Annotated in this window: 20 protein-coding genes; all 20 read left to right on the forward strand. The window is 29.4% G+C overall.

The window, feature by feature from the left end:
* The first annotated feature begins 18 nt into the window (after positions 1-18).
* The 20 genes from DK441_RS11810 (at position 19) to DK441_RS11905 (ending at position 21,853) form a co-directional block, all read left to right on the forward strand.
* Positions 19-1,059 carry a nucleotidyltransferase family protein gene (locus DK441_RS11810; protein ID WP_109098917.1) on the forward strand — a complete coding sequence of 347 codons (1,041 nt, stop codon included), beginning with the start codon at positions 19-21 and terminating at the stop codon, positions 1,057-1,059.
* Entirely contained in the window at positions 1,059-1,778 is a 720-nt protein-coding gene (locus DK441_RS11815; protein WP_109098918.1) for an acylneuraminate cytidylyltransferase family protein, read from the forward strand. The genes DK441_RS11810 and DK441_RS11815 overlap by 1 nt, the downstream gene beginning before the upstream one ends.
* Positions 1,775-2,686, forward strand: coding sequence for a Gfo/Idh/MocA family protein (locus DK441_RS11820; protein ID WP_109098919.1), 912 nt, complete (start codon positions 1,775-1,777; stop codon positions 2,684-2,686). Before DK441_RS11815 ends, DK441_RS11820 begins: the two co-directional genes overlap by 4 nt.
* Entirely contained in the window at positions 2,668-3,414 is a 747-nt protein-coding gene (locus DK441_RS11825) for an SDR family oxidoreductase (protein ID WP_109098920.1), read from the forward strand. The genes DK441_RS11820 and DK441_RS11825 overlap by 19 nt, the downstream gene beginning before the upstream one ends.
* Positions 3,415-3,506: 92 nt before the next feature.
* A complete protein-coding gene (locus DK441_RS11830) occupies positions 3,507-4,895 on the forward strand; it encodes a hypothetical protein (RefSeq protein WP_160112068.1) in 1,389 nt (462 codons plus the stop codon).
* Between the two features lie 232 nt (positions 4,896-5,127).
* The gene (locus DK441_RS11835) at positions 5,128-5,931 is read left to right on the forward strand and encodes a hypothetical protein (RefSeq protein WP_109098922.1); all 804 of its coding nucleotides are present in this window, start codon (positions 5,128-5,130) and stop codon (positions 5,929-5,931) included.
* 236 nt (positions 5,932-6,167) lie between these two features.
* Positions 6,168-6,845 carry a DUF4956 domain-containing protein gene (locus tag DK441_RS11840; RefSeq protein WP_109098923.1) on the forward strand — a complete coding sequence of 226 codons (678 nt, stop codon included), beginning with the start codon at positions 6,168-6,170 and terminating at the stop codon, positions 6,843-6,845.
* A 35-nt stretch (positions 6,846-6,880) separates the two neighbouring features.
* Complete coding sequence (locus DK441_RS11845; RefSeq protein WP_109098924.1) at positions 6,881-9,865, forward strand: hypothetical protein; 2,985 nt, start codon at positions 6,881-6,883, stop codon at positions 9,863-9,865.
* Between the two features lie 82 nt (positions 9,866-9,947).
* Positions 9,948-10,565: a VTC domain-containing protein gene (locus DK441_RS11850; protein WP_160112069.1), complete on the forward strand. Its 618-nt coding sequence runs from the start codon at positions 9,948-9,950 to the stop codon at positions 10,563-10,565.
* A gap of 163 nt (positions 10,566-10,728) precedes the next feature.
* The gene (locus tag DK441_RS11855) at positions 10,729-11,250 is read left to right on the forward strand and encodes a hypothetical protein (RefSeq protein ID WP_160112070.1); all 522 of its coding nucleotides are present in this window, start codon (positions 10,729-10,731) and stop codon (positions 11,248-11,250) included.
* 284 nt (positions 11,251-11,534) lie between these two features.
* Positions 11,535-12,380 carry an imidazole glycerol phosphate synthase subunit HisF gene (gene hisF / locus DK441_RS11860; RefSeq protein WP_074405875.1) on the forward strand — a complete coding sequence of 282 codons (846 nt, stop codon included), beginning with the start codon at positions 11,535-11,537 and terminating at the stop codon, positions 12,378-12,380.
* On the forward strand, positions 12,377-13,027 hold the full coding sequence (gene hisH, locus DK441_RS11865) for an imidazole glycerol phosphate synthase subunit HisH (protein WP_109098927.1): 651 nt from the start codon (positions 12,377-12,379) through the stop codon (positions 13,025-13,027). Before hisF ends, hisH begins: the two co-directional genes overlap by 4 nt.
* Positions 13,027-14,259: an N-acetyl sugar amidotransferase gene (locus DK441_RS11870; RefSeq protein ID WP_109098928.1), complete on the forward strand. Its 1,233-nt coding sequence runs from the start codon at positions 13,027-13,029 to the stop codon at positions 14,257-14,259. Before hisH ends, DK441_RS11870 begins: the two co-directional genes overlap by 1 nt.
* 9 nt (positions 14,260-14,268) lie before the next feature.
* Complete coding sequence (locus DK441_RS27195) at positions 14,269-14,826, forward strand: DapH/DapD/GlmU-related protein (RefSeq protein ID WP_109098929.1); 558 nt, start codon at positions 14,269-14,271, stop codon at positions 14,824-14,826.
* Positions 14,826-16,064, forward strand: a complete 1,239-nt coding sequence (locus DK441_RS11880) for an oligosaccharide flippase family protein (RefSeq protein ID WP_109098930.1) — start codon at positions 14,826-14,828, stop codon at positions 16,062-16,064. Before DK441_RS27195 ends, DK441_RS11880 begins: the two co-directional genes overlap by 1 nt.
* Complete coding sequence (locus tag DK441_RS11885; RefSeq protein ID WP_109098931.1) at positions 16,046-17,014, forward strand: polysialyltransferase family glycosyltransferase; 969 nt, start codon at positions 16,046-16,048, stop codon at positions 17,012-17,014. The genes DK441_RS11880 and DK441_RS11885 overlap by 19 nt, the downstream gene beginning before the upstream one ends.
* Entirely contained in the window at positions 16,998-18,209 is a 1,212-nt protein-coding gene (locus DK441_RS11890) for an O-antigen ligase family protein (protein ID WP_109098932.1), read from the forward strand. The genes DK441_RS11885 and DK441_RS11890 overlap by 17 nt, the downstream gene beginning before the upstream one ends.
* A gap of 75 nt (positions 18,210-18,284) precedes the next feature.
* The gene (locus tag DK441_RS11895; RefSeq protein WP_109850921.1) at positions 18,285-19,589 is read left to right on the forward strand and encodes a hypothetical protein; all 1,305 of its coding nucleotides are present in this window, start codon (positions 18,285-18,287) and stop codon (positions 19,587-19,589) included.
* Between the two features lie 95 nt (positions 19,590-19,684).
* On the forward strand, positions 19,685-20,935 hold the full coding sequence (locus DK441_RS11900; RefSeq protein ID WP_109850922.1) for an O-antigen ligase: 1,251 nt from the start codon (positions 19,685-19,687) through the stop codon (positions 20,933-20,935).
* Between the two features lie 129 nt (positions 20,936-21,064).
* Positions 21,065-21,853: a class I SAM-dependent methyltransferase gene (locus DK441_RS11905; RefSeq protein ID WP_109850923.1), complete on the forward strand. Its 789-nt coding sequence runs from the start codon at positions 21,065-21,067 to the stop codon at positions 21,851-21,853.
* The last annotated feature ends 34 nt before the right edge of the window (positions 21,854-21,887 follow it).

Here is a 21,887-nt window from a genome sequence, read left to right on the forward strand (position 1 = left end):
TAGAAATATTAAATACATATGAGTAATATACTAATCAATAAGAATAAGACTATTCTAGAAGCTTTAAATAGATTAAATTCTATTAAGGATGTAAGCCGATTAATTCTTTTTGTTGAGGATGACCAGCAACAGGTAATAGGAACATTAACTGATGGTGATATAAGACGTGCTTTGGCACAAAATAAAAATATTTACGAGACTATAGATTCGGTTTGCAATAGAAGCTTTACTTATATTGAACAAGGATACTCTTTTATTAACCTAAATGAGTATCGCAAAAAAAACTTAAAAATACTACCTGTTCTTAATGAAAAAAAACAATATGTTAAGTTATTAGACTTAGATAAAATAAAAGCAGTATTGCCATTAGAATGCATGATTATGGCTGGTGGTAGAGGGAAAAGGCTTAGCCCATTAACCGATAAGGTGCCAAAACCAATGTTACTTTTGGGAGACAAACCAATTATTGAACATAATATAGATAGATTAATATCGTATGGGATTCAAAAAATCTATATTTCGGTTAAATACCTGGGAGAACAAATTGAAGAATATTTTGGAGATGGTAGTTCAAAAGGGATTTCAATAGAGTATGTATGGGAAGATAAACCTTTAGGAACTGCAGGAGCGCTGTCACTGGTAGAAAAATTTGATTCGAGTCATGTATTGCTAATGAATAGTGATTTATTTACAAATGTTGATTTTCAGGATTTATTTTTAACACTATTAGAATCTGATGCAGAAATGGCTGTAGCTTCTACAGAATATAAAGTGGATATCCCATACGCAGTTTTTGAAACTAATGGGAGCTATGTCAAAAATTTTAGAGAAAAACCATCTTTTATTTACCAGTCTAATGCTGGAATATATATTCTAGAAAGAGAACTTATAAAAGAGATTCCTAAAAATCAGTTTTTTGATATTACAGATTTAATGGAAAAAATTGTTAAAGAAGATAGAAACCTAATTTATAATCCAATCCTGGGATATTGGATAGATATAGGTAAGCCCGTAGATTATGAGTATGCTAAAAATTTTATAAAACATCTGGAACACTAATGGAAAATATATTAATAACAATATGTGCGAGAGGTGGCTCAAAGGGAATTCCGGGCAAAAATATAAAAGATCTTAACGGGAGACCTGTAATTGACTATTCTATTCAACACGCAGTGATGTTTGCCAAACTTCATGATAATGTAGATATTGCATTGTCTACAGATAGTGAAGAAATAAAGAAGGTAGCCGAATCATGTGGGTTGAGCTCAGAATATACTCGTCCAGATTTTTTAGCGAATGATACTGTGGGTAAAATTGATGTTTTGGATCATATTCTTAGCTACGAAGAAGAACAACGTCAAAAAAAATATGATATCCTTTTGGATCTAGATGTATCTTCTCCAATGAGGACTATTGATGACTTACAACAAGCCTATAAAATATTTACCCAAAACAAAGAAGCATTAAATATTTTTTCGGTTTCAAAACCACATAAGAACCCCTATTTTAATGTTGTAGAACTTAAGGAAGATGGTTTTTGCAAATTGGTTAAGCAAAGCGACAGTAAATCACGACAAGCAGCACCTGTAGTATATGATATGAATGCTTCGTTTTATATCTATAGAAAAGCATTTTTTGATCAAAAATTAAGATCTGCAATAACCAATAAAAGTTTACTCTTCTTAATGGATCATATCTGTTTTGATATAGATGAACCAATAGACTTTGATATGATGGAGTTTCTTCTATCAGCAAATAAATTAGATTTTGAGATATGAATGTATTAATAATAGGACTAGGTTCGATAGCTACAAAACATATTTCGGCTATAAAAAAAATCAAACCTGATGCCCGGTTTTATGCACTACGTTCTTCAAAAAAAGCAGATGAAACCACGGGTGTAAGCAATATCTTTTCTTTAGATGAATTACAAAAAATCAAACCTGATTTTGTAATTATTTCTAATCCTACTTTTGCTCATCATAAAACTATTATAAGTCTTATTCCTTTTAATATTCCTCTATTTATTGAAAAACCTCTTTTTTCTGAATTGGATAATGGAGAAGTTGTTAAAGAAATACAGCAAAATAATTTAACGACCTATGTTGCTTGTAATCTTAGATTCCTGGATTGTTTACGATTTGCGAAGGATTATATCGCTAACAAAAGAATTAACGAAGTCAATATATATTGCGGGTCTTATTTGCCAGACTGGAGACCAGGTAGAGATTATAAATCTACCTATAGTGCAAACAAAGAACAAGGGGGAGGAGTTCACATAGATTTGATTCATGAAATAGACTATGCCTATTGGTTACTTGGAAAACCCATGCAAGTATCTAAAGTGTTTTCTAATAAATCTTCATTAGATATAACTGCATTTGATTATGCCAATTATACTCTGGATTATCCCAATTTTAATGCAAGCATTATCCTAAATTATTTCCGTAGAGACCCAAAACGAACTTTAGAACTGGTTTTAGAAGAGGAAACGATTTTGGTAGATATACTAAAAAATAGAGTCTACAGAAATGATGATATTATTTTTGATTCAGAGAAAACAATAGTGGATACATACGAAGATCAACTACGATTTTTTATGGATCATGTTATTGCAAAGAAAAAAGAATTCAATACAGTTGATGAAGCTTATGAAATACTAAAAATATGCCTACAGAACGATTAAAAAATAAAGTAATTATTGTTACAGGAGGAAGTGGTTTAATTGGAAAGCCAATTTTAAAACACCTGAAAGATAATGGAGCAATTGTAATTAATGCAGATATTAATGCCGAAACTAATATTGAAACCGGAGACCACTCATGTGATGTTACCTCTGAAGCTTCAATTCTAGAACTGGTAGATTCTGTGGTAAAAAAACACGGAAGAATAGACGGCTTAGTTAACAATGCATATCCTCGTACTAAAGATTGGGGGAATAAATTTGAAGATGTATCCTTAGACTCTTGGAGGCAAAATGTCGATATGCAAATGAATAGTGTTTTTTTAATCTGCCAGGCAGTTTTAAAAGAAATGGAAAAGCAAAAAAGTGGATCTATTGTCAATATCTCCTCTATTTATGGAGTGGTTGGTAATGATTTTACTATTTACGAAGGATATGGGGGTACCTCTCCTGCTGCGTATTCGGCAATAAAAGGAGGTATTATTAATTTCACCAGATATTTGGCTTCCTATTATGGTAAACATAATGTAAGAGTAAACTGCGTATCCCCGGGCGGGATTAAAGATCAACAACATCCATCATTTATAGAAAGGTACGAATATAAGTCGCCTTTAAAACGTTTGGGGCAGCCACATGAGATAGCACCTGCAATTACTTTTTTATTATCTGATGAAGCCTCGTTTATTACAGGGCATAATCTAATGGTGGATGGTGGGTGGACAGCAATATAAATACATGTTTTTAATTTTAAAAAAGGAGTTTATAGGAGTAACATTTATATGAGGTAGTACATTAACTAGTATAACCGCAAATATTGAAAAAAATGAAAAAAACAATTTTGACAACTGCTCTAATCTTGTTTTCAGTAATTATTTACTCAAAAACCTCAATGCCCATAGCTGAATATGTTATCACTGGGGGAATAGAAAATGGAACATCAGGAGTTTTAACTGATGCTAAAAATGCTTTAAATAATAGTGGTGTAATTACAATTAAAGGGGATATTACCATTAGCGGGAATACAATAATCCCAGAAGGAATTGAGCTAAACTTTTTTAGGGGTAACAAATTAATAGTAAAAGGAAATGTTAAAGTAACTCTTAATGGTAGCATTAATGCCGGATCATATCAAATTTTTGAATTAGAAAACAACGGGACTATTGAAGATTGTCAGTTTGATAGATGGGATATGACTTTAGATGATGGAAAAGTAACAGGTAATTTGAAAAATAATTTTGTTATTCCACAATGGTGGGGAGCTGATGATACTGGAAAACATGATTGTTCTGAAGCGTTTCAAAAAGCTATTGAAGCATTTCCGAATGTTAAAAAATTTGTAGCAGCAGGAAAATTTATAGTATACAAAGAAATATTCTTAAATCAAGACAATAGATATTATGACTTTGCCGGAGCTACTTTTATAGGAGTTAACACTAGTAATGATAATCATGAAGGTTTGGGTGAAAGACCAATTTGTAGCTTTTTAAGAAACGACCCAGATATAGGTCCTAATGGTTATGATGGAGTACCAGCTACTTGGCCTGCTGTGCAAAGAGGTGGTATGATAGGTATTGGTAAACTTCAACAAGGTAATGAAACATCTCCTTATTCTGTGCAAAACGTAACATTATACGGAGGGTTTTATAAGCCAATGAGTATTTATGATGTAGCTATAGGCATATATAATTCAAAAAACATAAAAGTTCTAAACGTAAATATAAATTGTTATGAAGGATTGAGAGGAATAGCTATTCAGCATGATCCATGGCCAGTTTTAAGTAGAACTGATGATGTAATAATTAAAGATGTAATTCAAAATGGAGGTGTGAATATCATTAATATTGATATTTTAGAGAACAATCCGCATTATGTGAAAAATATAATTATTGATAATATTATTGGTCATGATGTAGTTGGGAAAGAACCTCTTAATAAAGAAGATAGAGAAGCAGGGAAAGAAGAAGGTCGACATGGGTATGCTTTTAGAATTAGTTCTCAAGGATCGGGCGAAAATATTTCAAATGTTTCTATTTCAAATGTTATACTATCCTATATAAATGGTGGATTCTATTTTGATGGAGTTACAGGAGTAATGTCAAATATTCAAATTATAGGTTATAATAAAGATAAACATAGCTATGAACCAAATTTCCCTCCAGGTAGCCCTGGAATGATGAGTATGCAGCAAAGCAATATAAGAATAGTAGAGTAATGATAATTTTAAAACAATTTTTTATTGATAATGTTATTTTCTGTAAAAAAGAATTCAATACTCGTAGCCAAGGCATATGGAATACTAAAGATATGTTTACAGAATAATTAGAAGACAAGTATTTAAACTATAAAATATGTTGTTCTCTATATTAAATTTCACGAAACTAATATACTTTTATTATAAAGTAGCATCTATATAGTATAAAACATTAATTAATATTATTAAAAAAATGAAAAAAACAATTTTTTTAGCGTTATTTTCTATTACACTTTTAAGTTGTTCAGATGATGAAAATGCTAATCCAACCTCATTTGAGATTCTTGAATTTTATTATTCTAGGGGATGCGGAGATGATCGTATGGATCAAAGAGAATTTATTAATTTTTCCTTTAATCTACCTACTGATTCAGATGGAGATAAAATTTCATATGAAATGAATTTTGGAGGATTAATTTGGGACCTTCCTTCTGATGGTATTAATACCATCTACGGGTTTTCAGGATTTAAAGATGGAGTTGGAAATTTTATCCGTATAACTGAAGTAAATTTACCTGCCGATTTTCCTGATTTTTCGGGCTTTGAGGAAGTTGAATTCAAAATAACGGCAAGAGATGGAAAGGGAGGAGAAAGTGTTGTCTCAAAAGTGTTTAATGTTACCGCGACCGATGTAGATTTAGGAACACTATCTCTGCCTTATACAAATGTAGTAAGCTATGATAAAAAAAATGAGGTCATCGATGAAAAGATAGAATATACATTTACAGTAGAGAATGAAGTGAATTATAATATAACGTTTGAGCTAACCGATGATGGGTCTTCATCAGACAGATATCCATTAATATCTATTTATAATAAAACTAATGGGGAGGTTGTTCAAAATAATAATAGTGAAAATCCACTTTTATTGAATGGGACTCTTTCACCTGGGGTATATATTCTTAGTGCCAAAAGTCATATTTTTCCAATTTTTTCAGGGGGTTGTATACCATTAAATGATTTACGCGCTGGCAATGTTACAATTACTATGGAGTAAACTATTAAATAATAGTACCTCAAGTGAATGCATTACTGCTAAGTTTATAAAAAAACCAATTAGTGAAAATATAGTATATCAATTTCATTTTTTCGAGCCATTGTATTGGCTTTAAGAACCCTATCTTCAACTCTTAATTGTTTTTAGTGATCAAAAAGTGGTGTTAGTTGAATAGAAAATGTAATATTGCTATATTTTAAATTATCGTTAAGTAAATACTATTATTCTATTAAATTATGGACGAATTATTAAATCAATTTAATTTAAATATCCAAGAAAATTTTTCAATTTCAATTTTCTTAATCAATATTGTAACCGCCTCGGTTTTACTTTATATTCTTTCAAGACTATATATTAAATTCGGAAACTCAATGTCTAATAGAGACCAACTCTCTCGGGTGTTAATTATAATAGGAGTAACCACTTTTTTAATTATCACTATTGTGAAATCCTCGTTAGCACTTTCTTTAGGTTTGGTAGGAGCATTATCGATTGTTAGATTTAGAACAGCGATTAAAGAGCCTGAAGAGTTGGGTTTTTTCTTTATTGCAATAGCTATTGGTTTAGGTCTTGGTGCTAATCAATTAATTCCAACATTAGTAGGCTTTATAGTTTTGGCAATTATAATTATTTTTCTGAATAGAAATAAAATGAAAGGAACATTAACTCAAAATATCATTATTAGTTTATCGTCTAATGAAAAAGATAATAACACTATTGTAGATATGGTTAGTTCTGTTTTGAAAAATAATTCGAATCAGTTAGAGATAAAGAGATTAAACTCAACAGAAGACAACTTGAGTTTGAATTTCTTAATAAATGTTGCTGATTTAAATGCTCTTCAAACGATCTCGAAAGAATTAAGTGATATTGATAAAAAAATGAATGTAACTTTCATAGATAGTATTATATAAGTGATGTTTTTTAATAACTTAAATCAGATCATACTATGAAAATACATACTAGGAAAACTGGATTTGCTAAGTTTATATTACCCGGATTTATATTGATTCTATTAGTTATATTTTCTCTAAGCCAGAGGTCAAACGATAAACATAGTAAGAAAAATAATAAGAGTAATCCTATCGAGACGCATTCTGCGTTATTAGACACTAAAGGTATAGAGGAAATGATCGTTGAGGATATTAATTTGATTCACAAAGATCGCGAATGTTCTTTATATTTCAATAATTCTTTTGGTGCACCAACCTTGTATTATATATATAAGGATTCTTTAAACACCTTACAAAAAACAGATCGGGTATATGTGCATATATATTTGAAAGATAATTCTAAATTGGAAAATGGTCCTTTTATTAATTTGGGATTAAATTTTGAACCCGTAGAACAGGTAATCAATGAATCAAAGTATTATATATTTAGAATACCTTTTGTTAATAAAGATCTCGAAATAAACAACGTGGATTATTTTAATACAGGAAGATATAATTCTACTACAGCAAAAAAATCATATCAAGTTAATGAACTAAAGATAGATGAACTTTTTCTTAAGGAGATTTTAAATAATAATTTTAAGAAATTAGTTATTTCATTAAAGAAGAAAGCGTATACTAAAATAGCAGATAAAAGAGAAGAAGCATTAGAAGTCGGTATTTTATCTTCAGAAGATAGTGATTTAGTTAAAGCTGAAATTTCGTCAGGAAATTCTGGGAATTTAAAAGCAGAAATACGTTTGAAAGGCGATTGGACAGATCATTTAATTGATCCTCTTAAATGGTCGTTCCGAATTAAGTTAGAAGATGATAAAACTTTGTTTGGAATGAGGAAATTTTCAATTCAACATCCAAAAGTTAGAAATTATGTTTGGGAGTGGTTATTTAATAAAACATCAAAAGAAAATGATCTAATTGGTTTAAGATATGATTTTTTGAATGTGGATCTTCAAGTAGAAGGAGATGATAACGTTGACCTCAAAAATATGGGTGTCATGGCTATTGAAGAATCTTTTGATAAATTATTAATTGAGAATAATAAAAGAAGAGAAGGGATAATAATTAGTTTTGACGAATCATTTTTATGGGATGATAGAAAAAAGACCCAAAAATTAAAGTTGTCTGCTGATTCATATTCTAAAGACCTTCATTCATTTATGAATGCTCCGATAAGAGTTTTTAATGAGAATAAAGTATTAACTTCTCCTAACTTGTCAAAACAATTTAAAACGGCTAAAAACCTTCTGAATGAATTAAGAAATGGAAATTTAAAAATTTCTGAAGCTTTCGATGTAGACAAATTAACTTTTTTTGTTGCTCTATCCAACCTGTTTGGAGGTGAGCATGGGTTGATCTGGCACAATTTAAGGATATACTATAATCCGATAACGAGTAAGTTAGAACCGATCTCATATGATTCAGATTCGGGTCATAAAATTGGCCGTATATTAAATTATCCTTTTCATGGAAAAGATACATTATATCAACAAAAATTGATTGAGAAACTAGGGATAGTAACTAGTGATAAGTTTATCCAAAATTTGATAAATTTTAAGGAGTTTAACTCGTTAATATCAAATATAAATTCTGAGTACAACATCAACTTTGATATTTCTATTTTAGAACACAACATTAATTTTATCAAAAAACAAATCTATCCTTCTAATACTATTGTTTCATATTTGTATACACATGACTCTAGGCAGATGTTTGTTGATATTGAAAATATTTCTGGATTTCCAGTTGTAATTAACGGGCTGCAAACAAAAAAGGGGAAAGCTTTATCAAAATCATTTTCTGACAATATTATTATTTACCCAAAAGAGCGAAGAGTTGTAGGTTTTATATTAGAAGATTCATTTATAAATGCTTTTGTTTCCAAAAAAAACAAAAAGGGAGAATTTCGATACCCAAAGGATTTAGCAAAAATAGATCTTAATTATAATATATTAGGATCTGGTTACAAAAGATCTGATAAGATTATACCTTATACAAAAGAGGATACCGATTTTGTTAATTACTATAAAGAATTTTCATCATTCAACCTTGATTCTTTTAATTTTATTTCATTAAATAAAAAGGATAGCATTATTTACTTTAATTCGGGAGAACATATTACAAATAAAACTATTCGTATTCCATCTGGCTATAAAGTTATTGTAGAGAAAGGATTTAGTTTAGACTTAAAAGATGAAGCCTCATTAGTTTCTTTCTCTCCTATATTTTGTAAAGGAACAAAAGAGTCTCCTATTAATTTTTTCTCTTCAGATGCTACCGGATGTGGTATTTTTGTTTCTAATGCAAAAGAGAAATCAATTCTAACATATTGCAATTTTAATAATCTTTCAAACCCGAAATCATCAGAATGGAGCCTATCTGGATCTGTAAATTTTAACGAGTCTGATGTCAATGTTTCAAACTCAGTGTTTGAAAACAATAGAAGTGAGGATGGACTTAATATTATTAGATCAGAATTTCATATTGATTCTTCTATTTTTCGTAATACAATGTCAGATGCTTTTGATGGGGATTTTGTAAAAGGAAGTATTGTTAATAGTAAATTTGTTAATTTAGGGAATGATGGTATTGATGTTTCAGGATCAAACTTAAAAATAAGCAATATAGACATCTTAGAACCTTCTGATAAAGCAATTAGTATAGGGGAAGATAGTAAATTATCTGGTGAAAAAGTGAGAATAACCGGAGGAGAAATTGGTGTTGTGAGTAAAGATTTGTCTCATATTGTATTAAATGACGTTACTATTTCAAATACACGATTGGCATTTTCATGTTTTCAGAAGAAAAGTGAATTTGGACCTGGATCAATAGCCGTGTCTGATATAGAATTGTTAAATAATGAACTGGACTATTTGATTGAAAAAAATTCTAAACTATCAATAGATAAAGTTTTTATGGAAACAAAAAGTGCCAAAGTAATAGAAAAAATGTACGGAAAAGAATATGGTAAAAGTAGTAGATAAAAATTTAAACAATGAACTTAGATTTGAAAGAAAGTTTATTTTTTCTAAAATTCATCTGAACGATTTGATTCAGAAACTATATTTGAACAGTTTTTGTTTCACTGAAATCTTTGAAGAAAGAAAGATTAATAATGTATATTTTGATGATAATGATTTAAGTTTTTATAGACAAAATGTTATTGGTGTTGGCGAAAGATTAAAGTATAGATTAAGATGGTATGGACAAGATTTTTCGTTGATTGAAAACCCCACAATAGAAATTAAAAAGAAAAAAGGTGAGGTTGGAGATAAGGTAAGGCATAAGTTTACGAACTTTTCCTTTAATCTTGATGCTAATACTCCATCAGAATTGCAAAATATGATTATAAACAGGCTGGAAGACAATCTGGGGATGAAAAATAAGTTTTATCAGCTACAACCAGCGCTTTTAAGCTCTTATGAGCGTAGGTATTTTTTATCCTTTTGTGGAAGATATAGAGTAACTTTAGACTACAATCAAGAGTTCTTTAACCCAAATTACATAAACTATAAAGATTCTAGAAGAACTATTGACCAGAGTACTATAGTTTTAGAATTAAAATATAGTATTAATGAAGATGTAGATTCCAGAATAATTACACAACAGTTTAATACACGGTTATCGAAGAATTCAAAATATGTTCAAGGGATAGATTTTATTCATGATCAAATAACATTCTAATAACGTATTAAAAATAATAATATAGCTTAATTTTATTGAACTTTTAAGGAAGTCGAACTGTAATTAATGTTTAATGACTAGAAAAAACAAAAAAATTCCCTCCAAAAATTATACTTCTCTATTTTATAAAAAACCAGGTTTTATCGTTTTTTTAAGTTTATTAATGACAATTATTTTTTTTCAAGTACAAAAGAAAAATCAATATATAAAAGATATAGAAGAAAATACCAGAGCTAAAGAATTGGCTAATTCAGAATTTGTGAAATTATTAGATCAAAGACCAATTTATACAGATAGTATTTACAAAATATATATTGCTAAGTTTGGAGAATACAATAAAATAGTATTTCTGCGCAAAGATTCGATTTCTGAAGTTCAAAAAGAAAGTAGATTTTTCTTACACCTTTACCCAAGAGATAAAACTCTTTTAGGAGAATCAAAATCTAAAAGCCCATCTTTTGATTTTAAAAACAACGTTTCCTCATTTACCTTTAAACAATCAAAATACTTTGTGTCTTCTACGAATTTGCCAGACATTCTGATAGACAAAATCAATGTAGGACAATATGGTTTTAGAGGTGATGGCAAAATCACATGGCAGATTTCTTCGTTATTAAATGCTAAATCTATTGAAGAAATACTTAAAATAAATAAAGAAGAGAATAATATTTTTAAAAGAAGATAAAAATTGAAAAATGTAAATGTTATTTTTTTTAGGAAAATATTGTCGTGTAAATAGTGTTAAAAATGTATAGTAAAAAGTCGTGTTAATGGCGTAAATATTCTTTAAAATTCTTAGTATAAAGATGTAAGTAAAGAATAAGTTTAGCATATTTTTTTGTAGTTTAGCTGCCTCTAAATGGGCGTTAGCATGTACTTAAAAAAATCTTAATTGTCAAATTGTTTAATCAAAAAACAAAGGCAATTCATTTTTAGAAATATGTATGCCTAAAATATAGAAAATATAGAATGAAAACAGTTAGAATAATACCTAGACTAGATATAAAAGGGCCTAATTTGGTTAAAGGAATTCATCTAGAAGGATTAAGGGTATTGGGTAAACCTGCAGATTTTGCAAAATACTATTATGATCAAGGAGCAGATGAGTTAATGTTTATGGATGTAGTTGCTTCATTATATGAAAGAAATAGCTTGCACGATATTATTTCTGAAACAGCAAAGAGTATTTTTATTCCTATTACCGTTGGAGGTGGCCTTAGGACAATTTCTGATATAAAAGAAGTATTAAGAGTAGGGGCAGATAAAGTCTGTCTAAATACCGCTGCAATTAAGAATCCCGATTTAATTAAACAAGCATCCAGAATGTTTGGTTCATCAACTATCCTTGTTGCAATAGAAGCTATAAAAGAGTCAGATGGCAGATATTTGGCATATACTGATAATGGTAGAGAATATACTGGTGTAGACGTGTTTGAATGGGCCAAAAGAATAGACGAATTAGGCGCAGGAGAAATTGTAATTACATCTGTAGATAATGAAGGAACTGGTCAAGGATATGATATAGATTTAGTATCTAAAGTAAGTAATATGGTTAGTATTCCTGTAATTGCTCATGGAGGCGCTGGTAAAACACAGCATGTTACAGACATATTAAAAAAAGGAGATTCAGATGCAGTAATGATGTCATCCTTATTACATTACCATTATATAAAAGAAAATGAAACCAATGTTTCTAAGAATGAAGGAAATGTAGAATTTTTAAAACAAAAAAGGAGTTTTCATACTTTTGAACCATGTAGTATTGAAGAATTAAAACAAGATTTAGTCAACCATGAAATCGAATGTAGAATATGACAAATAAGAAGGTAGTCATAATAGATTATAAATTAGGAAATCTGTTTAGTGTTAAACAAGCATGTGACACAGTCGGTATAGATGCTAAGATAAGTTCTGATAGAGAAGATGTTTTAAACGCAGATGCTTTAATTCTTCCTGGCGTAGGAGCATTTATTGAGGGTATGGATAACCTTAAGAAGCTAAACCTTGTTTCTGCAATTAAGGAAAAAACAAACAATGGAAATCCCTTATTTGGGATTTGTTTAGGTCAGCAATTGCTCTTTTCTAAAAGTGAAGAATTTGGTGCTGGAGAAGGCTTAAACATAATATCTGGAGTTATAAAAAAGTTTCCAGAAAATTTTGAAAACTCTAAAGTTAAAGTGCCACATATTACTTGGAACAAAATTTATTCGGTTAACCAAGAATGGGAAAACACAGCTTTTGTTGATTTAACAAATAACGAATTTATGTATTTCATACATTCTTATTTTGTTCAACCAACAAGTGAAAGTTGTATTTTAACCAAAACAAATTATTCGGGGATAGAATTTTGTTCATCTATTTTAAAAGATAATATTTTTGCAACTCAATTTCACCCAGAAAAAAGCGGAGAAAAAGGATTGTCAATATATAAAAACTGGGCTTCAATAAATAATTTAATATAATGTCAGAAAGTAAAAAACACCAAGCATTCTATGGCTTACCAGAAGAAGTAAAATTTTGCACCAAATGTGTAATGTCTAATCAAAGACCTACATCTGCTATAGAATTTAAACATACTAAAGACAGTAAAAAAACCACCATGAATTTTGATGAAGATGGTGTCTGTGATGCATGTAGAACAGCAGAAATAAAAGACAATATTGATTGGGGGATGAGAGAAGAAGAACTGCTGAAGCTTTTAGATAAACATAGAAAAAATGATGGATCTTATGATTGTTTAGTTCCAGGAAGTGGAGGTAAAGATAGTGCTTATCAAGCGCATGTATTAAAATACAAGTATGGCATGAACCCATTAACAGTAACATGGCCACCAATTTTATACACAGATTACGGTTTGAAAAACTGGAAAAACTGGTTAGATAGCGGGTTTGATAACATTTCTTTTTATCGTAATGGAAAGGTAATGAAATTACTAACCAAATTATCTATTGAAAACTTAATGCATCCATTTCAAACATTTATTCTAGGGCAAAAAAATCTTGCACCTAAAGTAGCGGCTAGATATGGAATTAATCTAATATTTTATGGTGAAAATGAAGCTGAATATGGAAACCCTTTAGCAGACAATACCAGCTCCTTAAGAGATAAATCTTATTATAGTTTTGAAAAATTAGATGAGATTTATTTAGCAGGAGTTTCTGTTAAAGAATTAATGGAAAAGTATGATGTAAGATTAAGTGATTTGATGTCTTTTTTCCCTCCTACAACTAAAGAACTAGAGCAATCCAATGTAGAAGTTCATTACTTAGGATATTATTTAAAATGGACACCACAAGAAGTTTATTATTATGCTGTAGAAAACACGGGCTTTAAAGCTAGACCACATAGAACACAAGGAACATATAGTAAATATAGTGGTATTGATGATAAAATAGATGACTTACATTTTTATACGACTTTCATTAAATTCGGAATTGGTCGTGCTACATACGATGCATCTCAAGAAATAAGAAATAAACATATCACGAGAGAAGAAGGTGTTGCTCTTGTCAACCGATTTGATGGAGAATTCCCAGACAGATATTTTGATGAAGTTATGGAGTATATTGATATGAAACCAGATCGTTTTCATGAGCTTTGTGATAAGTTCAGATCTCCACATTTATGGGGCAAAAACGAAAAAGAAGAATGGCAATTAAGACATACAGTTGCCAAGAATGGTTTAGAAGATTAAACTATTTTTATGATCAAGGAGATTATATCAAGGATAAAATTCTGGAAAACAACAGATAGAATTGGACCAGATGTTCCTTGGTATTACTGGAAACTTTTTTTTAGAAGTACAATGCTAAAGTATTGTACTTCTAAATTTTTATATTTTGATCCAACCGCCGAAATTAGACCAGGTTGCTTTATTGTTGGATGTTCTCAGATTTCAATAGGAAAAAGAGTAGTAATTAGGCCTGGTTCGATGATCCATGGAGAAACTTCTACTCTAAAATTGTCAATTCTAATAGAAGATGATGTTTTGATTGGATCAGGGGTTCATATTTATATAGAAAATCATAAATTTGACGGCCCAGACCCCTCTATTTCTATTATTGATATGGGTCATACACAAGCAAAGCAAGTAACATTAAAAAAAGGATGTTGGATAGGTGCAAATGCAGTTATTTTACCCGGAGTCACGATTGGAAAAAACAGTGTTATTGGAGCTGGTAGTATTGTTACTAAAAGCATTCCAGATCATTGTGTAGCAGCTGGAAACCCGGCAAAAATAATTAAAAGAATTATCGACTAGTGAAAAAAAGCATTGAAAGCATTGCATCAAGATTAATTTCAATTGCATCTAAATTTTTAACACTTACTTTTTTAGCTAAAGTACTATCGTTATCTGATTATGGATCATATCAGTTAATTACTTATTTTGTAATGATTTCGGTATACATCTATGGTGTAGAGTATTATATGTTTGGAAATCGAGAGGTAGCCAAAAGAATTGATAATTCTAATAAAATAAACGACCACCTAAGTTTTTTTATTACCACGTTTCCGGTAACATTCATGATTCAGTTAGCTACTCTTTTTTATCTGATACCTCATGATATTTTAAGTGTTTTCATTGTCATTTTTATCATTTTTATTAATTTTTGTGAGTATTTTAATCAGGAAATATACAGATATTTAATAATGATGCAGCAAATAAGGAAAGCCAATGTTTTGTTGATTTCTAAAGCTGTTGTTTTTTTGATATTAATTTTTGGTTACCATTTTTTATTCGAAGAATTAGAACTTAACAGCGTTGTTCTTTTAATGTTTATCTCCTATTTGATTCTTTTGATAATTACAAGCTACTTTTTTTTCAAATATGTTATTTCAAAAAAAGAAATTAAAATAAGATTATTATCAATAGTAGAATTTAAAAAAACCTTTCGCTTTTTATTACCTTTTATTGGGTTGATGATATTTACCAAAGGGCTAGAGTTTTTTGACAAATTTGCAATTGAATATTTTTACGGAACAAAAGAAGTGGGTATTTATTCGTTTCTGTTTTCGATCGCGTCTTTGATCTATATATTTGTCACTTCCGGATTTTATTTGGTTTATTTACCCGAGTTAATTGAAATGAATGAAAAGAAAATCTCAGGGTTCAAAGAAAAAATTTATAGATATAGCATTTTAGTAATTATTTCATCCATAATTTTGATAGTAGGAATTGTGTTTACTATTGAAATTCTCTTAAATCTTATAGGGAAAAGCGAATTAATAGATAATATAAATCTTTTATATATTCTATTAGGCTCATTTTTCTTGCTTAATATAGCAACAATACCAAATATTATACTATATGTTGCAAATAGAGATAAGGATCTTATGAAAATAAGCGGAATAACCTTTGCTGTAAATATAGTTCTGAATATAATACTTATAAGAGAATTTTATGTTTATGGCGCTGCATTAGCTTTATTTATAAGTTATTTAATAAATTGTACAATTACATTTTATAAAGGAATTTTGGTGTGGAAAAAAATCAAATAAAGCTGTTCATTACCCTCGAAGAACATTTACAAGAGCGATATAAATATATAATCGATAAATACAATTTTAAAAGTTATAATTTAGAAAATTTAAAAGAGCTTGGCCTAGGTACTTCTTTTAGTTCTATTAAAAAAAGAATTCAGTACAGAAGAAAACTAAGAGAAGAATATATAAAATTGAAGGATTGGATTCTAAATGAAAATGAACAAGGTGAGATTGTACAAATATATTTATCAAATGTTGAAGGATATATAGCACATAACATTATAAAAGCAATAAAAAAAGACTTTCCTACTATTGAGTGTATAGGATTGCAACATGGAGTTTTTGAGTTTTCTTTAAAACCCAAAAGCCCAATAAGAAAATTAATTAATATTTTTTTTAAAACAACCATGGGAATATATCCTTTGGGTGTAGGATTTGGAGGCAAAATTGTCGACAAATATATAGTCTATAGTAAAATATATAAAGATTTTTTAATTAATGAGTTTAATTGGGATAAAAGTAATGTTGAAGTTAATTTAGGATTTTTAAAAGCAGAACTCCTGGATCAAAAGAAAACAATTGCTAAAGATGGTTCTATCGCTCTTTTTCTTACTCAATGTTTAAGTAAATCTAGCCTATGTAGTAGTGAAGTTGAAAACTATTTGAATGAAAAAGTGATTTCATATCTTATTCATAAACACGATAAGGTATTAATTAAAAGACATCCGGCTTGTACCAAAGATAATTTGACAACCACAAATCCTAATGTTACACCAATAGATGATTTAATAGAAGCATTTAATATGAGTACACATGCTTATAGCTATTCATCTACAACACTAATAGAGGCAGAACTATTTGATATTGAATCATATGCCATCAATTCGAGTTTGGTTAAAGAAGATAAGTCTGTTTATAAAATTTTTAAAAATGTAATAGATTTCGATAATGAAATTGACATCTAAATCTGCGTTATCGGTTTTATTTTTTTCTATCCCTCTTAATTTTATAGCAATAGAAGGAATAGGAAATCTTTATGTGTCTACCTTAATAATTTTAGTAGAATTCTTTTTTTTATTCTTTTTAACAAAAGGGAATATTTTAGCCAAAAAAGACGTTTTGTTTGCTCTTGTAGTTTTTCTTTCGACTGCTTTTGTTACTATAGTTAACGTTATTTTTTTCGATCGCTCTTTAATGAAAATTCAAACGGTTAATACCATTATCTATTTACAAAATACTTTGGTTTTTGTTTTAGCCTATCATTTTCATTATAAGAATTCATTAAAGACCTTTTTTAACTCTTTCCTTATTATCGCTTTTATATCTACACTTCGGGTTTTTATAGAAGAGCCGGATCGTGTTTTTATGCTAAGTACAGTTGGTACCGAGCGAATTGAAGCTTTGTTTATAGGGGGAGTGAACAATTTTGCTTTGATTGTGGGGCTGGCTTTTCTGATTAGTTTTTTTTATATAAAAAATAAAACATTAAGAATATGTCTATCACTTTATTGGTTGATAATTGTTATTCTTACCATGTCTAGAGGAGCATTATTAGGGCTAATTATTACACTGTTTATTACATCAATTTATGATACTAATAGAAAGACACTTAGATTACTGATTAGATACTCCCTTTTACTTATGTTGTTGGGGATCTTGGCTTTAATTTTAACAGGAAAAATGGACTTAATCATTGATAAGGTTGAAGATAGATTCTTTAGTGTGTTTAACGGTAAAACAAAGCTAGATGACTTCTTTTCGGGAAGAGGAGCATTGTTGATAGATATATTTTCTAGGATGTCTGATTCATCTATTTTTCAAATCTTATTTGGTCATGGTAACGGAGGAATAGACTTTTATAATACAGCAACAAAACAGGACTACGAGACATCTCACAATATTTTGATAGATATATTTTATAGGAATGGGCTTTTCTTTTTCATTTTGTATTTGCTGATGATTTGGAATTTATTGTTGTTGTTTTTAAAAAGAAGGAGCAGAGATAAATTGGCTATATTTGGTACTTTTGTTTTTTTCCATCTAGAGTTGTTGGTAAACCCCATTTTGTTTGCCGCTCAAACCGGATGGCTATATGCAATTTTCATTGTACTTTTTCTAAAACAAAATAAAATGACAATACATCAAATAAAGGAGTTATAAGTAATTACTCAAAATATTTAGGTAACATTTATAAAAATAAGACATTTACTTATATAAGCTTAAAACGAAAAAGAAATGAAAAAAACGATCTTTACGCTGATTTTAACTCTATTTTCTTTAATTGTTTGTTCGCAGACAGAATATGTTACTCCTGGTGGTATAGAAAATGGAAGTTCAGGACCTTTATCGGATGGAATAACTGCATTGAATGGCACAGGTACAATTAGCATTAAAGGTGATATTCAAATTAATGGAAACATAACTATACCTGAAGGAATTGAACTAAATTTCTTTCGAGGTAATAAATTTAAAATTGAAGGTAATATTACCCTAACAATTAATGGAAGCGTTAAAGCAGGGGCTTATCAAATTTTTGAATTAAGTAATAACGGAACTATTGATGATTGTCCATCTGATAATATTGATGAGACATTAGATGATGGTAAAGTTAGAGGAAATCTAAAAAATAAGTATGTTATCCCGCAATGGTGGGGTGTAGATGATACAGGAGCCAATTATTGTTCAAAACTATTTCAAAAAGCAATTGAATCCTTCCCTAATGTTAAAAAATTTGTAGCTAACGGAACATTTTTGCTTGATCTCACTGTATGGTTAAATCAAGATAATACTTTTTATGATTTTACTGGAGCAGTATTTATTGGAATAAATAGTAATGTACAACGTTGTGGAGCAACCTGGAACAGTACTGATGACGGAGGACTTATCAATATTGGAAAAAATGAATTAGTAACATCTAATACCTCTCCATATTCGGTATCAAATATAACTTTACATGGTGGGGCATATCAACCAAGGCATAGGCATGATAATGCGCTAGGTATAACTAATGCAAAAAATATAAAAATTATTAATGTAAATATAAACTGTTATGTAGGGCATAGAGGTATTGCAATTCAGCACAATGTAAGTAATGAAGGGTTAATTTCAAGAACGGATCATGTATTAATTAAAGATGTTACTCAACAAGGAGGACGTAATGTAATCAATATGGACTTTGCACAAGATTCTAATTTCGCTAAAAATATTATAATTTCTAATATTATAGGACATGATATCGATGGTAAAGCACCTGGTACAGGTGGTAACATACCTACAGAGGTTGATGAAAATACTCCAAGAGAACCTGCATTTAGAATTTCTTCTCAAGGAGGAAGAAAAATTTCTAACTTATCTATTTCCAATGTAATATTATCGTATGTTCATGGAGGTTTTTATTTTGATGGTGTAGATGGCATAATGTCAAATGTTCAAGTAATTGGTTTTGATCAACAAAATGGAGGAAAAGAAATAGAAAAGAAAAACTCATACGAGTTTCAGGTAACTGATACAAGATATGTTCCAAGCACATCTGCACATTAGTAAAATTTGTATGTATCCTTCTAACTTTAGCCAAATATTAAATATTTTATATCGATTTTAAGATATACTATAGTAGTTATAAGTAAATTATTAGAATGAAGATATCTGGATTGTATACTAATTCAAAAAAATATAAAAATATTTTAGAAAAAGTAACTCCCGTTTTATTAGCCTTGTTACCAATTGTGGTTACTTTTTTTGGCGAAAAACTTGTACCTGTTGCGATCGTTGTACTAGTTGTTTCTTTTTTGTTCGAAGAAAATAAAAAAGAAAACTTTGCAGCAAATAAAAAACTGTTATTACCCTATGTAATATATGTATCGGTCTTTATTTTATATTCTTTTTTTGCAATAGAAGTTAAATTAGCAATGAAAGTATTAGAAAGACAGGTCTCATTACTTCTAATACCCGCTATCGTCTTTTCAAGTAATCTTAATACAGATAGGGTCAAGATATTCGTAAAGACCTTTATTATAGGAATGTTGATTATTTTAATATATTCTGTGATAAAACTTTCATGGTTTATATATACTCAGGCAGAGTGGATAGAAATTATGAATAAAACTAGTGGCAATTCAACCTATTTACAGTTTAAATATCCACATATTGTTGGTGCTCACCCAACGTATTGGTGCTATTTGTTGATTTTGGCAAATATCTTTTTGTTGAGTAACTCTTTTATGAAAATATTTTCCAATAAATATTGGAACATTCTTTTACTCATTATATTTAATATAAATATTTTTTTCCTATCTGCGCGAACACCGATTGTGGTTAATATTTTAATTCATCTCTTGGCGTTTATCCTCTATCAAAAAAATCAGAAAATGTCATTTGTGAAAATTATTGGGATAATCGGCGCAGTGTTTTTAATAGGGATTTTAGCGATAAATTCACCTTTACTAAAGGCCAAAGTGCTTGGTGTAGTTAATGACGAAAGGATGTATCTATGGCCAAAAGCTCTTGATCAAATTAAGCAAAATTATTTTGTTTTAGGAGAAGGATTAGGGCAAGGAAAAAAAATACTAAAAGATTATGTTATTCAAAATGGAGATCCAAGAGAAGAATATATTAGATATGATCTTCATAATCAATATCTCAAACATTATCTGGATATGGGGATTATGGGACTCATATCATTACTATATTTGTTAATTCATCCTTTTTTTAGATTAAAAAACCTGTTTAGTATTATGAGTTTACCATTAATTGGGTTTTGCACGCTCTTTATGTTATCATTATTCACAGAGTCCTCTTTATACCTGATTAAAGGAATATTAATATTTGCTATATTTTCATCAATACTATTAAAAGACTATCAAAATCAGCAAAAAAACATAGAATAGGTCTGATTTTTGATTCTAGAATTAAAACAATACATTTAAAAAAGTATAATCAATGCATAATGTGTCATTAAATAAAAATTAACTTATTGACCCAACATCTCAAAAAACTATTAGAATTAAAAATTTATTATGAGTGATGTAATCGAAAAAAAAACCTTGACCAATGTTTTTAATGCTTTGGGTAAAGAATTAAAATCTATTGATAACCAAGATAGTGTTCTGGGAGCATACTTTTATTTAAAGCAATATGAAGAACTTCATGAAATTACTACAGCTTTATCAGGAAATGACCTGTTAGATTGGGGAGCAGGGTATGGACATTTTTCATTTGTACAAAGTAGTTTAGGAAAAAAAGTTCACGCATATAGCCCAGTTGAAGATGAGTATACAATATATCCGGAAACGTTAAAAAAACTATCTGAAAAATCTTCATTTACATATGAATTAACCGGAGAACCAATAGCACTTCCTTATGAGGATAATTCATATGATATCGCTGTATCTTGTGGAGTCTTAGAACATGTACGTGAGTTTGGTGGAGATGATGAAAAGTCACTTTGCGAATTATATCGTATACTTCGTAATGGAGGATATTTAGTAATTGGACATTTACCCAATACAGGATCTTGGATTGAAGCATTTAGTAGAGCCACAGGAAGAACACATCATACTTATTTATATACCAAAAGTGAAATTAAAAAAAAGGTGACTGATGCAGGCTTTGAAATAAAAAAGTATAAAAGGTATGGGTTTGCACCCAAAAATACAATAGCAGTTTTTTTGATGCGCTATAATGAAGACAGTAAATGGGTTAAATTCTTAACAAAATTTGTTTATGGAATGGATAAGTATATTTTAAGTAAATTATTTCCATGGTTTGCTCAAAATCACTTATTAATTGTTCAAAAGCCTAAATGATTGCTCAAGTATTCCTAACGACGTTTATTTATAT

This window comes from Aquimarina sp. AU58, from assembly GCF_900312745.1.
Classification (GTDB): Bacteria; Bacteroidota; Bacteroidia; order Flavobacteriales; family Flavobacteriaceae; genus Aquimarina; species Aquimarina spinulae.